At 37.7% G+C, this 16042-nt stretch carries 21 protein-coding genes and 1 tRNA gene; 15 read left to right on the top strand and 7 right to left on the bottom strand.

Annotated elements, in window-relative coordinates; translation table 11 throughout:
- From B091_RS0102310 to B091_RS0102295, 4 genes are all read right to left on the bottom strand, one after another.
- Positions 1-183 (bottom strand): transposase (locus tag B091_RS0102310; protein WP_018108396.1); only part of this gene is annotated, 183 nt, incomplete at its 3' end.
- 75 nt (positions 184-258) lie between these two features.
- Entirely contained in the window at positions 259-759 is a 501-nt protein-coding gene (locus B091_RS0102305; RefSeq protein ID WP_018108395.1) for a threonine/serine exporter family protein, read from the bottom strand.
- 15 nt (positions 760-774) lie between these two features.
- Positions 775-1563 carry a threonine/serine exporter family protein gene (locus tag B091_RS0102300; RefSeq protein ID WP_018108394.1) on the bottom strand — a complete coding sequence of 263 codons (789 nt, stop codon included), beginning with the start codon at positions 1561-1563 and terminating at the stop codon, positions 775-777.
- A gap of 180 nt (positions 1564-1743) precedes the next feature.
- Positions 1744-2385: a peroxiredoxin-like family protein gene (locus B091_RS0102295; protein ID WP_018108393.1), complete on the bottom strand. Its 642-nt coding sequence runs from the start codon at positions 2383-2385 to the stop codon at positions 1744-1746.
- Between the two features lie 107 nt (positions 2386-2492).
- Here B091_RS0102295 and B091_RS0102290 point away from each other — a divergent pair, with 107 nt between their 5' ends.
- Complete coding sequence (locus B091_RS0102290; RefSeq protein WP_018108392.1) at positions 2493-2825, top strand: winged helix-turn-helix transcriptional regulator; 333 nt, start codon at positions 2493-2495, stop codon at positions 2823-2825.
- 39 nt (positions 2826-2864) lie between these two features.
- Here the strand turns inward: B091_RS0102290 and B091_RS0102285 are convergent, their stop codons facing one another.
- Positions 2865-3242 carry an SH3 domain-containing protein gene (locus tag B091_RS0102285; protein ID WP_018108391.1) on the bottom strand — a complete coding sequence of 126 codons (378 nt, stop codon included), beginning with the start codon at positions 3240-3242 and terminating at the stop codon, positions 2865-2867.
- A 118-nt stretch (positions 3243-3360) separates the two neighbouring features.
- Positions 3361-3433, bottom strand: a tRNA-Lys gene (locus B091_RS0102280).
- 516 nt (positions 3434-3949) lie between these two features.
- Here B091_RS0102280 and rplM point away from each other — a divergent pair.
- The 4 genes from rplM to tsf all read left to right on the top strand — a co-directional run bounded on the left by rplM (position 3950) and on the right by tsf (position 6724).
- The gene (gene rplM, locus B091_RS0102275; RefSeq protein ID WP_018108390.1) at positions 3950-4411 is read left to right on the top strand and encodes a 50S ribosomal protein L13; all 462 of its coding nucleotides are present in this window, start codon (positions 3950-3952) and stop codon (positions 4409-4411) included.
- Between the two features lie 5 nt (positions 4412-4416).
- Positions 4417-4803 carry a 30S ribosomal protein S9 gene (gene rpsI, locus B091_RS0102270; protein WP_018108389.1) on the top strand — a complete coding sequence of 129 codons (387 nt, stop codon included), beginning with the start codon at positions 4417-4419 and terminating at the stop codon, positions 4801-4803.
- A 131-nt stretch (positions 4804-4934) separates the two neighbouring features.
- A complete protein-coding gene (rpsB, locus tag B091_RS0102265) occupies positions 4935-5762 on the top strand; it encodes a 30S ribosomal protein S2 (protein WP_018108388.1) in 828 nt (275 codons plus the stop codon).
- 140 nt (positions 5763-5902) lie between these two features.
- Positions 5903-6724 carry a translation elongation factor Ts gene (tsf, locus tag B091_RS0102260; protein ID WP_018108387.1) on the top strand — a complete coding sequence of 274 codons (822 nt, stop codon included), beginning with the start codon at positions 5903-5905 and terminating at the stop codon, positions 6722-6724.
- A gap of 83 nt (positions 6725-6807) precedes the next feature.
- Here tsf and B091_RS0102255 read toward each other — a convergent pair whose 3' ends face one another.
- Positions 6808-7155, bottom strand: a complete 348-nt coding sequence (locus tag B091_RS0102255) for a translation initiation factor (RefSeq protein WP_018108386.1) — start codon at positions 7153-7155, stop codon at positions 6808-6810.
- 141 nt (positions 7156-7296) lie between these two features.
- On the opposite strand from B091_RS0102255, the gene B091_RS0102250 reads away from it, so the two are divergent.
- From B091_RS0102250 to B091_RS0102205, 10 genes are all read left to right on the top strand, one after another.
- Complete coding sequence (locus B091_RS0102250) at positions 7297-7947, top strand: redox-sensing transcriptional repressor Rex (protein WP_018108385.1); 651 nt, start codon at positions 7297-7299, stop codon at positions 7945-7947.
- A gap of 7 nt (positions 7948-7954) precedes the next feature.
- Complete coding sequence (locus B091_RS0102245; protein ID WP_018108384.1) at positions 7955-8560, top strand: fumarylacetoacetate hydrolase family protein; 606 nt, start codon at positions 7955-7957, stop codon at positions 8558-8560.
- 6 nt (positions 8561-8566) lie between these two features.
- Positions 8567-9043, top strand: a complete 477-nt coding sequence (gene ispF / locus B091_RS0102240; RefSeq protein WP_018108383.1) for a 2-C-methyl-D-erythritol 2,4-cyclodiphosphate synthase — start codon at positions 8567-8569, stop codon at positions 9041-9043.
- A 117-nt stretch (positions 9044-9160) separates the two neighbouring features.
- Positions 9161-10255 (top strand): tRNA 2-thiouridine(34) synthase MnmA, encoded by a 1095-nt coding sequence (gene mnmA / locus B091_RS0102235; protein WP_018108382.1) that lies wholly within the window; start codon positions 9161-9163, stop codon positions 10253-10255.
- Complete coding sequence (locus B091_RS0102230) at positions 10248-11627, top strand: S8 family peptidase (RefSeq protein ID WP_025069380.1); 1380 nt, start codon at positions 10248-10250, stop codon at positions 11625-11627. The genes mnmA and B091_RS0102230 overlap by 8 nt, the downstream gene beginning before the upstream one ends.
- Positions 11614-12873 carry an exodeoxyribonuclease VII large subunit gene (gene xseA / locus B091_RS0102225; protein ID WP_018108380.1) on the top strand — a complete coding sequence of 420 codons (1260 nt, stop codon included), beginning with the start codon at positions 11614-11616 and terminating at the stop codon, positions 12871-12873. The genes B091_RS0102230 and xseA overlap by 14 nt, the downstream gene beginning before the upstream one ends.
- Positions 12863-13075, top strand: a complete 213-nt coding sequence (xseB, locus tag B091_RS0102220) for an exodeoxyribonuclease VII small subunit (protein ID WP_018108379.1) — start codon at positions 12863-12865, stop codon at positions 13073-13075. Before xseA ends, xseB begins: the two co-directional genes overlap by 11 nt.
- The gene (locus B091_RS0102215) at positions 13072-14124 is read left to right on the top strand and encodes a branched-chain amino acid aminotransferase (RefSeq protein WP_262482549.1); all 1053 of its coding nucleotides are present in this window, start codon (positions 13072-13074) and stop codon (positions 14122-14124) included. Before xseB ends, B091_RS0102215 begins: the two co-directional genes overlap by 4 nt.
- 31 nt (positions 14125-14155) lie before the next feature.
- A complete protein-coding gene (gene trmB / locus B091_RS0102210) occupies positions 14156-14914 on the top strand; it encodes a tRNA (guanosine(46)-N7)-methyltransferase TrmB (protein WP_018108377.1) in 759 nt (252 codons plus the stop codon).
- An 8-nt stretch (positions 14915-14922) separates the two neighbouring features.
- Positions 14923-16032, top strand: coding sequence for an Mrp/NBP35 family ATP-binding protein (locus B091_RS0102205; protein WP_018108376.1), 1110 nt, complete (start codon positions 14923-14925; stop codon positions 16030-16032).
- Positions 16033-16042 lie beyond the last annotated feature (10 nt).

The following is a 16042-nucleotide window of genomic DNA, read 5'->3' as shown; positions in this document are numbered from 1 at the left end:
TGCCGTATTACCATTTCCAGGGAAGCTCTCTGATCCTTTAATCTTGTATTGGCTTCGCCAACTATAGAGTTGCTTGACTGAGATTCCTAACTCACGAGCAAACTGACTTAAGTTATCTCTTTCATAACTCAACTTGACTGCATTTTCTTTAAACTCTCGGTTGTATACTTTTCGTTGTTTCATTGGATAAAGATAGTTTTTTATCCCTTAACTAGTTGTGCGGGTAAAGTTAGCAAGTCCAGTTGTTTGGTTTATCTCTTATTTCGTCATCTCTTTTATAGAGATATGTCTAGAGCTCTCTTTTCGGAATAGTAGTACACCAATACTGATGCCTATAGCTAGTGTAAATAGTAATGAGATTGTGAGCATAAAGTTGTGAACCATCTCAGGAAGTACTGTGGGGTTGCTCAGTACAAAGTCGTAATCTGTACTCTTAATACCTGCAATCATGGTTCTATAGGCATACATTCCTGGAATCATAGTGATACAGGCAGGCATCGTAAAGACAACAGGAGGCTGGTTTACCCTATGAGCTGCGAAAATTCCAACCAAACCTATTAATATCGAGGCAGCTAGGGTGGCGAAGATTAATCCACAATCGAGTTGTATGAGCACAAATCGCAGGGCATGTCCCATTCCGCCAAGTAGTCCAGCAACATATAATACCTTTCGTGAGGTCCCAAAGAGGATAGCCCAGCAGAAACCTACAACAAAGGCGATTGCAAAATCTAGTAATATATTAAATATGGTTAGTTCCATTGTTTTGTCTTTCTTTTAGAAGTGATCGATTCCAAAAAATGTGATGCAAAGTGTCATGCCAGCAGCTATGCACAGTAGTGTAAATCCACTAAATACTATTCGGTTCATAGAAGAGGTCAGATAACCTTCTATAAGGTCTATCACAGAGTTTATTAGTGGCACCCCAGGAATAAGGTAAAGTACAGCTGTAGCTATTGCAGCTTCGGGGTTTACTCCAATACCGAGTTTTGCACCAATACTTGTGATTAACGTGGTTACGAATGCTGCAACACCTATATAAATCATTGCATTGAATGATCTTTTGGCCAGGAATGTACGTGCAGAGTAGCCTAAGAATGCTCCTGCAAATGCTACTAAAGCATTTAGATAGTCACCTGAGGCAAATAGGCATAAACCTGCGCAGGATAGAGAAACCGCAAATGTTACAATGAGTGTGCTATAGGGTTTAATCTCCTTAATCTGTGCATATTGCTTTTCTACTTCAGCAAAGCTTAGCATATCATCGTGTACACGCCACGAAAGAGCTGATATTTCTGAAATTATATTGAGGTGAATGCTGTGGGTGGGTGCTTCTTTATATCTAGTTACTACATTGGTGAGGTTGTGCCTATCTTTTACGGTGGTTAGTACTCCTTTAAATGTGAGCTGAAGGTGTACATCGAAATCCCAAACATTGGCCATGCGGTTGATGTTGCGATTCACACGTCCACAGTGTGCACCCGATGCCAGTAGATAGGTTGCCATGTCAAGAACAAGATTGGCAACCCGTTGTGCCGGAATAGTTATCTTATTATTTTGAGACATTATACGCTTAATCTTTGTTTATACACAAAGATATTAAGAAAAGTGTTATCTCTCTAAATTTACTGCAATTACATTACTAGAGACAGTTGGATATTTTTAGGGCTTTGCCTTTAATTTACAAAAAAAAATTCCCCGAAAACTAATAAGCTTTCAGGGATTTAAATTAGGTTGTAAAAGGGCTTATTCTATAGTAAATAGCTCTTCAATATTGACTCTGTTCATATAGTTAGAATCGACAAACTTGTATTTAATTACTTTGTTGGAGTCAATAACAAACACCGCAGGAATCGGAAGTCGATTTTGATCGTCTGCATTTAATTTTTTTAGGTCAATGCCTAAAGCTTTGTAATGAGGTACTGCGTAGTCTTGCAATGTGAAGTCTATTCCCAGCTCCTTGGTATACTGACTTTTTGCGTCAGACAAGATTTCAAAATTTAGTTTTAGGTTCTTTTTTATCTCCTTATTATATTGTGTGGTTTGTGGTGAGATAGCTATCAATCCAAAACCCTTGCTTTGTAACTTATCAAACGATTTATTTAAAGCTTGTAATTCTAAACTGCAAAATGGACACCAGTTACCTCTAAAAAACGCAATAATCAGCTTCTTGTTTTCTCCTAAGGATTTATCTAAGCTCACTTCTTCTTCATTTGTGTTTTTAAAATTGAAAGAAGGCATTAACTCGCCTACTAGTAGGCTGTTTTTGCCTATATTATCTTCTTTTAATTCTTCAATAGAGCGTTGGAAGATATCTAATATAGCTTGAGGTACTTGAGATGACATTTCTATCATCAAGTTCTCGATTTGTTTTTGTAAATTTGGCATTTAAGTCTATTGTATTTAATTTGAAATCGTCCCAAATATCAGTATTCTTTTTAGGTTATACAATACCGCATATACTTATGGCATAGGGACATAAATATCACAATTGGATGGATGCTAAACCGAGAGCTATACAGAATAAAGTTTGTCCACTAGAATTTGCTGTTAATGCCATTAGTGGCAAGTGGAAGATCCCGATTATTTGGCAAATGAATCAAGGCAATAAGCGGCCAAGTGAGTTCTTAAGAGAGCTAACAAATCTTGATCGTAGGGTATTGAATCAGCAACTCAAAGAGATGGAAAAAGATGGGCTTATAACTAGAAAATCTTTTAATGAAGTACCTCCAAGGGTTGAGTACACCTTAACAGATAGAGGTGATAGCCTTGTAAAAGTATTATGGGGCCTAAATGAATGGGGTAAAGAGTTACTGGGAATGGAATAAATCACAAAAATATTTATACTCAAGCTACCAATAGGTTCCTTAAGGTATTAACTTTAGATTTCGGAGTGGTACCCATCCCTTTTTGTTATCATTTTCCTTTGAGCACCAAAGCCAGCCATTTAATATCCGATTTCCATATACAAAATCTCCCGTTTTAACAGTTAGTTCATAGGCAGAATAATCCTCGAGAGCCATTGAATTATATCTATCGTTGGTGTTAGAAGGCATAATCTTTAATATCTGTATGGGGACCCATCCATCTCTATTGTTACTTGCAATGCACCAGACCCAATTTGCCCATTCAGGGTCGGGCTCTATGACTGACGGATCCACAATCACTTCCTCTCCTTGTTCAATAGAAATGGGGTTTTCATAACTTTCTGTCCAGCTGTCTAGTACAATGTAAGTCTGATTCATTTGGTGTTAATAAATTGAGTCGGCAGTATAATGGGAGAGTGGCTGATCTCGTGTTGATTGTTGGGATTAGATAGTAGCATAAAAAAAAGGAAAACTGTTTCTAGTCTTCCTTTTTTCGTGATCCGTCTGGGGCTCGAACCCAGGACCCCAACATTAAAAGTGTTGTGCTCTACCTACTGAGCTAACGAATCATCGCGTTGCTATTGTTTAGCGAGTGCAAAGATAAACCATAATATTTTAAAATCAAAATCTTGTTTTCATATTTATACTAGCTATTAGAACTCAATTGAACTTAAGTGTTTAGTAATGTAGCTTTTATTGATTGAAAAATATTTTTATTAATTGTGAGTTATTTCTTGCAAGGTTCTTTTCGAGACTTTAGTTTTAAAGATGCTTTGGTGAGCTTCTCTTTATGCTCGACATAGTCTAGATATAGGCCGTCTGAGTGGGAGTTGAAGGTACTTAATTGGATAATTGACTCAGCGATAGTTATTGAAAGGTTTTGACTGTGCCTTCATTTAAGGCAAATAATAGGATTTATAGTTTGTAGATTCAAATATAAATAAGTAATTTTGCAAGCCGATTATTATCTCGATTACATTAAATAATAGAGATCAAAAGTTCAGCATGTTTTATTCTTCCTTTGTCCGGGGAGGGCTAGCACATGGTGAATTGTTTTAGTAGTAACAATTTAAAATAAATTAAGAGTGGATACTTTAAGTTACAAGACCATTTCTGCAAACAAAGCAACCGTTACCAAAGAATGGGTAATAGTTGACGCTACAGACCAAGTATTGGGGCGTTTAGGTTCGAAAGTTGCAAAACTATTAAGAGGAAAGTATAAACCAAACTTTACTCCTCACGTAGATTGTGGCGACAATGTGATTATTATCAATGCTGATAAGGTGAAAATGACAGGTAACAAATGGGACCAAAGAATTTATCTTTCGTACACTGGATATCCAGGTGGTCAAAGAGAAATTACTCCAGCCCTAATGCAAGCTAAACCTAACGGTGATGAAAAACTATTAAGAAAAGTCATCAAAGGTATGTTGCCTAAAAATAAACTAGGAGCTCAAATGTTGAGAAATCTTTATGTTTACTCTAATGGAGAACATAAACAGGACGCACAGAATCCTAAATTAATTGATATAAACGCACTTAAATAATAAAAATGGAAGTAGTAAACGCATTAGGCAGACGTAAACGAGCTATTGCTCGCATCTTCGTAAGCGAAGGTACTGGAAAGATTACTATTAACAAGAGAGATCTTGTTGAATACTTTCCATCTAGCATAGTACAATATGTTGTAAAACAACCATTGGAAACATTAGGTGTTTCTGATAAATACGATATTAAAGTTAATTTAAACGGTGGTGGTTTCACTGGTCAATCACAAGCTTTACGTTTAGCTATCGCTCGTGCATTGGTTAAAATTAACCCAGAAGACAAAGCAGCTCTTCGTAAAGAAGGTTTTGTTACTCGTGACCCACGTTCAGTTGAGCGTAAAAAACCAGGTCAACCAAAAGCTCGTAAGAGATTCCAATTCAGTAAACGTTAATATCTACTGGAGTTATCTCTGGAAGCTATCACGTTTAGTATCTAAACTACTGGGACTCTATAGTGATATAGGCTACCCGGCAGTTGGTTTAGAAAACAAAAAAGAAAGTAAACGAATTTAAAAAAGAAAAAATGTCAAGAACAAGTTTTGAATCATTATTAGAAGCAGGTTCACACTTCGGACACCTTAGAAGAAAGTGGAACCCAGCAATGGCTCCTTATATCTTTATGGAACGCAATGGTATTCATATCATTGACCTTCATAAAACAGTTGCTAAAATTGACGAAGCTGCTGAAGCTTTGAAAGAATTAGCTAAATCTGGAAAGAAAGTATTATTTGTTGCTACTAAAAAACAGGCAAAAGAAATCGTTGCTGAAAAAGCAGAAGCGGTTAACATGCCTTTCGTAATCGAGCGCTGGCCAGGTGGTATGCTTACTAACTTCCCTACTATTCGTAAGGCAGTTAAAAAGATGACTACAATTGATCGTTTGACTAAAGATGGTACTTACTCTAACCTTTCAAAAAGAGAAGTTCTTCAAATCTCACGTCAACGTGCAAAACTTGAAAAGAACTTAGGTTCTATCTCTGACTTGACTCGTCTTCCTGCTGCTCTTTTCGTAATTGATGTTATGAAAGAAGATATCGCTGTTCGTGAAGCTAATCGTTTAGGTATCCCCGTTTTTGCTATCGTTGATACAAATTCGAATCCTAATAATATCGATTATGTTATCCCAGCAAATGATGACGCAACAAAATCTATTGAAGTAATTCTAGATGCTTGTTGTTCAGCTATCAAAGAAGGTCTTGAAGAAAGAAAAGCTGAGAAAGTTGATATGGAAGCAGCTGGTGAAGCATCTGAATCAAAAGGAAAAAGAAAAGCAACTAAAGCTCGCTTAGACAAAGATGAAAATGATGCACCTGTTGTATCTGAATCTGTTGCTAACGAAGAAGAAGCTTAATAAAACTATTAATGAGGTGCTGTTAAGCTTCATGTATTTTCTCTGTACTTACCTATAGAGAAAATGTTTGAAGTTTAATTAGCACCTTGTTTTTTATTGATATAAAGAAATCGGAATTAAAAACTTAATATAACTTTACTATGGCTGTTACTATGGCAGATATATCACACCTTCGTAAAATGACAGGTGCTGGTATGATGGATTGCAAAAATGCTTTGACAGAAGCAGTAGGTGACTTTGATAAAGCAGTAGAAATTATCCGCAAAAAAGGACAAGCTGTTGCTGCAAAACGTTCTGATCGTGATGCATCAGAAGGTTGTGTATTAGCTAAGTCTACAGGTAAATATGCTGTTATCTTAGCTCTTAAATGCGAAACTGACTTCGTTGCTAAAAATGAAGACTTTATAAAATTAACTGAAGATGTTCTTGATATAGCGGTTGCTAATAAACCTGCTGATACAGAAGCTCTTTTAGCTCTTCCTATGGGAGATTCAACAGTTGCTGAAACTGTAGCTGTAAGAAGTGGTATCACTGGCGAAAAGATGGAAATCGATGGTTTTGGTGTTGTTGAAGGTGAAAAAACTACGGTTTATATCCACCAAGGTAACAAACTAGCGACTATTGTATCTTTCAACCAAGACACTACAGACGAAATAGCTCACGAAGTTGCTATGCAAATTGCTGCAATGAGCCCTATCGCTGTTGATGCAGCTAGCGTTCCTGCTGACGTTTTAGAGCGTGAGAAAGAAATCGCTGCTGATAAAGCTCGTGAAGAAGGTAAACCAGAAAACTTAATTGAGCGTATTGCTCAAGGTCGTATCGGTAAATTCTACAAAGAAGTTTGTCTTCTTGAGCAAGATTACGTTAAAGATCCAAGCATGAACATTGGTCAATTCCTAGATAAATCTAGCAAAGGACTTACTGTTACTGCATTTAAACGTGTAACTCTTAACGAGGATTAATTTCTTCTATAGATTTAGAGATATAAAAATAGCCTACTGATTGTTTTCAGTAGGCTATTTTCTTTTATGTAGTTAAAAGGTTATTATCCCTTTGGTTTTGTTTGTGAGTATCCTAGTTCTTTAAGCAAATCGATTATTCTAGTCTTGAAGTCACCTTGAATGATGATTTCGGCATCCTTGGCTGAGCCTCCAACACCACATCTGTTTTTGAGCGTCTTGCCAAGTTCTTTTAAGTCTTCTTCAGACCCTTTGAAGCCTGTTATCAATGTAACGACTTTTCCTCCACGGTTTTTTCGATCCAGTTCAACCCTAAGCTTCTGTTGCTTTGGTATAAGAGTTTCTATATCATCTTGCTGGTCTTCTGCATACTGAAAGTCTGGGTTTGTCGAGAAAACAACATCTAGTCGCTTCTTCCAATCGTTGTTCTTCATAATTTAAAATGCTTTAATTACACTATTTGATGTAAATATATCAAGTTTTTGGCAGAAAGATTGTTAACCTTTCCATTTATCCCCGACCTTTCTTAATATTTTAATGTATTTTTGTATATAAGTAAATTAATAAAACAAGCTATGAGTGATCAGATACCGTATCGTAAAAAAGTTAAAGTTCCTGAGCCGACACTAAGGAGGCTACCTTGGTACTTATCTAATGTACGGTTGATGAATAAACGTGGTGAGAAATATGTTTCATCGACACAGCTCTCTAAGGAGACTAGTATAGATTCTTCTCAAATAGCCAAAGACTTGTCTTATGTTGATATTACGGGCAAAACCAGAGTTGGATATGAGGTAGATACATTAATTACCGTACTTGATGATTTCTTAGGTTTTACGCGTATACATAAAGCTTTTCTTTTTGGTGTAGGGAGTTTGGGTAGTGCATTAATACGGGACACAGGATTAACTCATTTTGGATTAGAAATTATTGGAGGGTTTGATATCAATCCCAATATTGTTGGTAAGAAAATTAATGGTGTACCCATTTATCACACTGACGAGTTTTTGACACGGATGAAAGACTCCGGTGTAAATATTGGTGTGTTGACAGTTCCTATCGAAATATCTCAAGAGATTGCCGATTATATGGTTAAGGGAGGAATTCCTGCGATTTGGAACTTTACTCCTTTTAGAATCCGTGTACCCGAAAATATTGTAGTTCAAAATACCTCTCTTTACGCCCATCTTGCAGTGATGTTTAATCGTTTGAAATTTAATGAGTAAATAATTTATGAAGATTATCTGTTTAGGGAGAAACTATACCCAATCTCATAATGCTCAGGGAGAGAATACTCAAGAGCCTATTGTCTTTTTAAAACCTGATTCTGCGATCTTAAAAGACAACAAACCTTTCTTTATTCCAGATTTTGCTAAATCGTTCGAATATGAAGGAGAACTAGTTTTTCATATTAATCGATTGGGTAAAAATATATCTGAGCGCTTTGCGCATCGCTATTATGATGCAGTAACCGTTGGTCTTGATATAGCATCTACAGATTTACTCTCTTCTCAAATTCAAGATAGTTTACCTTGGGATTTGGCTAAAGGATTTGATGGCTCAGCTCTTTTAGGTGAATTTATACCTGTAGACAATCTTGATGTTACGAGTTTGAGGTTTTCTGTACGTTCGGGTAATGATGTATTGCAACGTGGTAACTCTACCGATCAGGTTTGGTCTATAGATAAGATTGTTGCTTACGTTAGCCAGTTCTATACCTTGAAGATTGGTGACTTGATTTATGCTGGTGCACCTCAAGTGGCTAGAACTTTACAGGTAGGTCAAAAGCTACAAGGCTTTTTAGAAGATAAACAAGTATTTGATATAGATATTAGATAGACAATTATGAAGATTCGTGTAGGATTTGGCTACGATGTTCACCAGTTTGAAAGTAACCGTCCCTTATGGCTCGGTGGTATTTTAATTGATTACCCCCTAGGGCTTAAAGGGCATTCTGATGCTGATGTATTGGTACATGTACTTTGTGATGCTTTGCTAGGTGCTGCTAATCTACGTGATATAGGTTTTCAATTTCCTGACACAGCAGGAGAGTATAAAGATATTGATAGTAAAATACTGCTTTCTCGTACAGTTGAACTTTTAAAAGAAAAAGGATATACCATTGGCAATATCGATGCAACAGTATGTGCTGAACAGCCTAAGCTTAATCCGCATATTCCAATGATGAAAAAGGTCTTGGCCCAGGTTATGGGTATAGATGAAGATGACTTGTCTATTAAAGCAACTACGACTGAGAAACTAGGTTTTGTTGGTCGTCAAGAGGGTATTGCCGCCTATGCAACTGTTTTAATATCAAAATAGGAGGCAACCTTGTGCACATATATTTCAGGAGCCTAAGTTGTACTTAAGGCTCTTTTTTATTGTGTGTGTGTTAGTAATAATGGTTTATATTTGTATTTTAGGTCTTATTAGTAGAGAATGATGGAAAGAGATAAAAGAGTTCTTGTAGGATTGAGTGGTGGAATAGATAGCTCGGCTGTCTGTTTGATGCTCCTAGAGCAAGGGTACACTCCCGTTGGAGTAACAATGCAAGTTTGGGGTGAAGCGCCTCCTGAGGCTAAGGAGTTGGCTGATAGATTAGGTCTTGAACACCATATTGTTGACGAGCGATCCGATTTTAAACGCGTAATTATTGCTGATTTTATTAATGAATATAAGTCAGGTCGGACTCCTAATCCTTGTGTGAAATGCAATCCACTCTTTAAATTTAGAATTCTCGAAGAATGGGCTGATAAGTTAAACTGTAAATTTATTGCTACAGGTCATTATTCACTTTTAGAGGAGCGGGATGGTAACACCTACTTAGTGGCTGGTCGTGATCAAAAAAAAGATCAATCTTACTTCTTATGGAAACTTGGGCAAACTACCCTTCAGCGTTGTTTATTCCCCTTGGGTAATTTTGTTAAGGAAGAGGTGCGTGACTACCTCGACAAAAAAGGATTTAAGCATAAGGCAAAAGGTGGAGAGAGTATGGAGGTTTGCTTTATTAAAGGTGATTATAGAGATTTCCTAAAAGAGCACGATTTAAATATTGACAACGAGTTTGGGGAGGGTTGTTTTGTGGATACTGCAGGCAAAAAGCTTGGAACCCACAAGGGAGCACCTTACTATACTATCGGTCAACGTAAAGGACTCGATATTGCTCTGGGTAAGCCTGTTTATGTATTAAGAATCAATGCCGATAAAAATACGGTTATGCTTGGCGATGTTGATCAACTTAAAGCCAGCTATATGCTCTTAGATGATTTGCAACTTGTTGATGGCGATGAAATCTTTACCAATACCAATCTTACAGTTCGAATTCGATACCGGAGTAAGCCGATCCCTTGCAAAGCTTTCAAGCTAGAATCGGGTGCTGTTTTGGTTCAGTTCTTGGAGGAGGCATCTGCTATTACACCAGGTCAGTCTGCTGTGTTTTATGATAGTGATCGGGTTTTGGGTGGAGCTTTTATTTCATCTCAAAAAGGCATTAATTGGATAGTCGAACAATTTAATGAAAAACAAAATGCATAAACTACTACTTTCACTGTTAATTCTATTGCTGGGGTATTCAAGTAATGTTTTAGCTCAAATAGATACACTCAAGTATAGAATATCACTCACTGATAAGGATGGTACGCCTTATCAAATAGATAAACCTGAAGCCTTTTTGTCAGCAAAAGCTATTGAACGACGCGTCAAACAAGGTATATCAATTGATGAAACCGATTTGCCTGTATCTCCAACTTATGTTGAGCAGATTAAGCAACTGGGTTTACGTATTATCTTAACAGGTAAATGGGATAACTTTGTCACAGTTTCGTGCAATGACACTACTGCTATTTCTACTATCCGTGACTTACCATTTGTAAGAGGAGTAGAGCTTGTATGGTCGGCATCGGATAAAGATATTAATCCTCAACCCTTAATTCGTGATTCAGTTATGAACCAGATGGATTGGCAGGAGGATTATTATGGTACAGCCAAAAATCAAATAGCCATAAGTCAGGGTGATTTGCTACATGCAGAAGGCTTTAAAGGAGAAGATATGGTTATTGCTGTTATTGATGCTGGTTTTCATAATATGGATCAAATCGGGGGGATGAATAATATTAATGTATTGGGTATTAAAGATTTTGTAAACCCCTGTAGCGATATCTATGCAGAGCATAGCCATGGTCTGGCAGTACTGTCTTGTATAGCGATGAATAAACCTCATTACATGGTTGGAACTGCTCCAAAAGCTTCATTTTGGTTGCTCAGAAGTGAAGATGATAATTCAGAACATCTGGTTGAGCAAGATTATTGGTCAGCGGCTGTTGAGTTTGCTGATAGCGTTGGGGTTGATATAATTAGTACCTCTTTAGGTTATAATGAATTTGACGACAAGTCTAAGAATTATGAATATTATCACCTCGATGGAGAGTATGCTTTAATGTCACGACAAGCATCCAAAACAGCTAATAAAGGACTGATTTTGGTTTGTAGCGCTGGAAATTCGGGGATGGGCTCTTGGAAAAAGCTTACTGCACCTGGAGATGCTCGTGATATTATTACTGTTGGAGCGATTGATTCATCAGGAGTTTTAGCACCCTTCTCTTCAATTGGTAATACTGCTGATAATCGAATAAAACCCGATGTTGTTGCAGTGGGCCTCCAAGCTAGTGTGATGGGTACCGATGGTAAGATATCAACAGCTAATGGGACATCTTTTTCTGCTCCAATCATGACAGGATTAGTTGCTTGTCTTTGGCAAGCATTACCTGAGCTTACGGCAAAAGAACTTATTGATTTATTGCGCTCCGTAGGTGATCGCTCAGCTCATCCAGATAATATTTATGGTTTTGGCATTCCCAATGTTTGGCAAGCATATCAACAAACAAAAATGGTAGATGACAGAAAATAAAATTTCTTTAGTTGAGTTAAATAGCCTTGTGCGTCGCAGTTTAGAGTCTTGTCTACCCGACACGTATTGGGTGCAGGCAGAGCTTAGTGATGTCCGTACAAATGCTACAGGTCATTGCTACTTAGAGTTTGTTCAGAAGGATGAGAGAAGCTCTTCTATGTTGGCCAAAGCCCGTGGTATTATTTGGTCTAATGTGTTTGGACTCATTAAACCTTATTTCGAAGAGCTGACAGGGCAAACCTTTCACTCTGGCCTTAAAGTATTGGTTGAGGTGTCAGTAAATTTTCATGAACTCTATGGTTATAGCTTAACTGTTCACAATATTGATCCCACCTACACGTTGGGCGATATGGTCCAGCAACGGCAGAAAATCATTAAACAGCTTGAAAATGAAGGTGTCTTGACACTCAATAAAGAGCTGGAAATGCCTATATTAGCTCAGCGAATTGCTGTCATATCTTCTGCTACTGCAGCTGGTTATGATGATTTTTGTAATCAGCTAAAGAATAATAAATGGGAGATACCTTTTTATGCCGAGCTCTTTCCTGCAATTATGCAAGGTGATCAAGTCGAAAAGACAATTCTAAATGCACTCGACGCTATTCTTGAGCGTGGTGATGATTTTGATGTTGTTGTTATTATTCGGGGTGGGGGTGCAAGTTCAGACTTAAGTGGGTTTGATACCTATTTGCTTGCTGCTTCATGTGCTCAATACCCTTTGCCTATAATTACGGGTATAGGGCATGAGCGAGACGATACTGTGCTCGACGTTGTAGCCAATACTAGAGTCAAAACACCAACTGCTGCGGCAGAGTTTCTCATAGATAGAATGGTTGCAGTTTACGGACAGCTTAAAGAGCTAAAGATTCGACTTAACCGTTCTTCGGTGCGAGTGATCCGAGCGGAACAGCAACGCTTCCATTCTATTTGTGCTCAAATCCCAGCGATAACTCGTTCTGTGTTTTTAGACGAGCGTCATCGATTGGAGCGTATGCGTAGCAGGTTGAAGCATGGCACACAAGTTCTTTTGACACGACAAAAACACGACCTAGATAAAATTGCATTACAAGTAAAGAGTGTGTCACCCTTTGAAATCCTTAAAAAAGGATATGCACTTGTCATTTCTGAAGGTAAAATTGTATCTTCGGTTGATAATGTGAGTTTGAAAGATGAATTAGTTCTTCGTCTTGGTGATGGAGAGCTGGTTACCACTGTTAAATATAAAATAAAGAATCATGAAGCATAAGTCTCCCGCAAGTTATGGGACGGCAATTAGTCGTTTGGAAGAGATTATTCTTGCTATAGAAGAGCAGAATTTAGAGATCGACTTACTTGCTACATATATAAAAGAAGCCAATTCATTAATCAAGTTTTGTTCAGGAAAACTTGATGCTGTGAATAAGGAAATAGAGAGTTTGTTAGAAGAAGAAACAACAGAGAAAGAATAAAATATTATCGTTCACTAAATACAGATAAAATGAAGTCAATAGATTGGTCGAAATTAGGGTTTGGATATATCCGAACAGACTATAATGTAAGAATTAACTATCGTGATGGTAGTTGGGGTGAATTAGAAATTAGTAGTGATGAGAATTTAAATATTCACATGGCAGCTACCTGTCTTCACTACGGTCAAGAAGCTTTTGAGGGAATGAAAGCCTTTAAAGGTAAAGATGGTCGTATCAGAATCTTCCGTATTGAAGAAAATGCGAAAAGGTTACAAAGCTCTTGTGAGGGTATTTGTATGGCTAAATTGCCTATTGATCGTTATGTTGATGCTATTAAAAAAGTAGTAAAGCTTAATGAGCGTTTTATTCCGCCATACGAAAGTGGTGCTTCTCTATATATTCGTCCAATTTTAATTGGAACTGGTGCTCAAATTGGTGTACACCCAGGTACAGAATTTATGTTTGTAGTAATGGTTAGTCCTGTAGGTCCTTACTTCAAAGAGGGATTCAAACCTAGTCCTTATGCGATTCTGCGTCAATACGATCGTGTTGCTCCACTAGGAACTGGTCGATTTAAAGTTGGTGGTAACTATGCTTCAGCTCTTCTTGCTGGTGAGCATGCTAAATCATTAGGTTACTCTGCGGTTCTATTCTTAGATGCAAAAGAGAAAAAATACTTGGATGAGTGCGGTCCTGCCAATTTCTTCGGAATCAGAGGAAACTCTTACATTACTCCTAAATCAGACTCAATACTCCCTTCAATAACAAACAATAGCTTGATGACACTTGCACGAGAAATTGGTCTGACTGTTGAAGAACGTCCTGTTCTGGAGGATGAATTAGCTACATTTGATGAGGCTGGAGCTTGTGGTACAGCTGCTGTTATTAGTCCTGTTGAAAGAGTAGACGATCTGGACTTAAATAAATCTTATGTCATCAGTAAAAATGGTGAGGCTGGTCCAGTTAGTACTAAGCTATATAATAAGCTACGAGCTATCCAGTATGGTGACGAAGCCGATAAATACGGTTGGATCACTTTTATTGATTAACTTCGACTTAAAACAAAGAGTTTAGATTGAAATGGCTAAAAATAAATTAGAAAAGTTTGCGGATATGGCTTCATATCCGCATGTTTTTGAATATCCTTTTAGGTACTCAGAGGAGGTTCCTTTCGAGATGAAAGGTAAATGGAATCAAGAGTTTTTCAAGAATGACAACCCTATAGTCCTTGAACTTGGTTGTGGGAGAGGTGAATATACTGTAGGTCTTGGCGAAAAGTTCCCCGATAAAAACTTCATTGGTGTAGATATTAAAGGTTCTAGAATGTGGACTGGTGCTACCGATTCACTCGAAAGAGGAATGGTTAATGTGGCTTTCTTACGGACGAATATAGAGATTATCGATCGCTTCTTTGGTGAGAATGAGGTTAGTGAAATATGGTTAACCTTTTCGGACCCTCAGATGAAGAAGGCAACAAAGCGTTTAACTTCTACGTTCTTTATGGAGCGTTACCGTAAATTTCTTAAAGACAATGGACTGATTCATCTCAAAACAGATAGCGACTTTCTATTTACCTACACCAACTATATGATTGAGGAGAATAAATTTCCAGTGGCTTTTGTTACTGATGATCTTTATCACTCAGATATTGTTGATGATATTCTAGGTATCCAAACCTATTATGAGAGACAATGGTTGGATCGAGGTTTGACCATAAAGTATATCAAGTTTCAACTGCCTCGTTTGGGTGAGCTTATTGAGCCCGATGTAGAAATTGAACTAGATAGCTATAGAAGTTATAACAGAAGTAAACGTAGCGGTTTACAAACCAGTAAATAAATAGTATTATGACATTATATCCTAAATTAATTCTTGATGCACTAACCAATGTTCGCTATCCTGGCAATGGAAAGAACTTGGTAGAGGCTGAGATGATTGATGATAACATTAGAATCGAGGGGAATAAAGTATCACTCTCCATCATCTTCGAAAAACCCACTGATCCGTTTATTAAGTCGGTGATTAAATCGGCTGAAGCGGCTATTCTTACCTATGTGGGCAAAGATGTTGATATTGTAGGTAATATTAGTGTAAACAGTAAGCAGGTCCCTCGCCCAGAAATAGGGAAGTTGTTGCCTCAAGTGAAAAATGTTGTGGGTATCTCATCGGGTAAAGGTGGGGTAGGTAAATCGACAGTATCTTCCAACTTAGCTGTAGCATTGGCTAACTTAGGCTACAAAGTGGGATTACTAGATGCTGATATTTTTGGCCCATCCATGCCCAAAATGTTTCAGGTAGAAGATGCACGTCCCGTGATGGTCGAAGTTAACGGAAGAGAACTTATTGCTCCTATCGAAAAATATGGTGTTAAGCTTCTTTCAATTGGATTCTTTGTGGATCCTGATCAAGCTACATTATGGAGAGGTGGAATGGCTAGTAATGCGCTTAAACAACTTATTGGAGATGCCAATTGGGGTGATTTAGATTACTTACTTATCGACTTGCCTCCAGGAACTAGTGATATTCACTTGACTATTGTTCAAACCTTAGCACTTACGGGTGTTGTTGTGGTAAGTACACCACAAGATGTTGCATTGGCTGATGCTCGAAAGGGTATCAATATGTTTACTAACGATAAGGTGGCTGTTCCTATTCTTGGATTGGTTGAGAATATGTCGTGGTTTACTCCAGCTGAGCTTCCTGAGAATAAATATTATATCTTTGGCAAAGACGGAGCAAAGAAACTAGCTGAAGAAATGGGTGTAAAGCTTTTAGGTCAAGTGCCTATAGTTCAAAGCATTCGTGAGGGTGGAGATAAGGGGGAACCTGTTGCGCTAAACGAAGACTCTGTTACTGGGGCAGCCTTTAAAGCCATTGCTGAAGAGGTTGTACAACAAGTTCAAGAGCGTAATGACAAACAAGACCCAACAAAGATTGTAGAGATTACAACAAAATAGATTAGGGACA

This window comes from Bacteroides propionicifaciens DSM 19291 = JCM 14649 (assembly GCF_000375405.1).
Taxonomy (GTDB): domain Bacteria; phylum Bacteroidota; class Bacteroidia; order Bacteroidales; family Bacteroidaceae; genus Bacteroides_E; species Bacteroides_E propionicifaciens.
The sequence above is the reverse complement of the archived record's forward strand: the minus strand, read 5'-3'. Positions and strand labels throughout refer to the sequence as shown.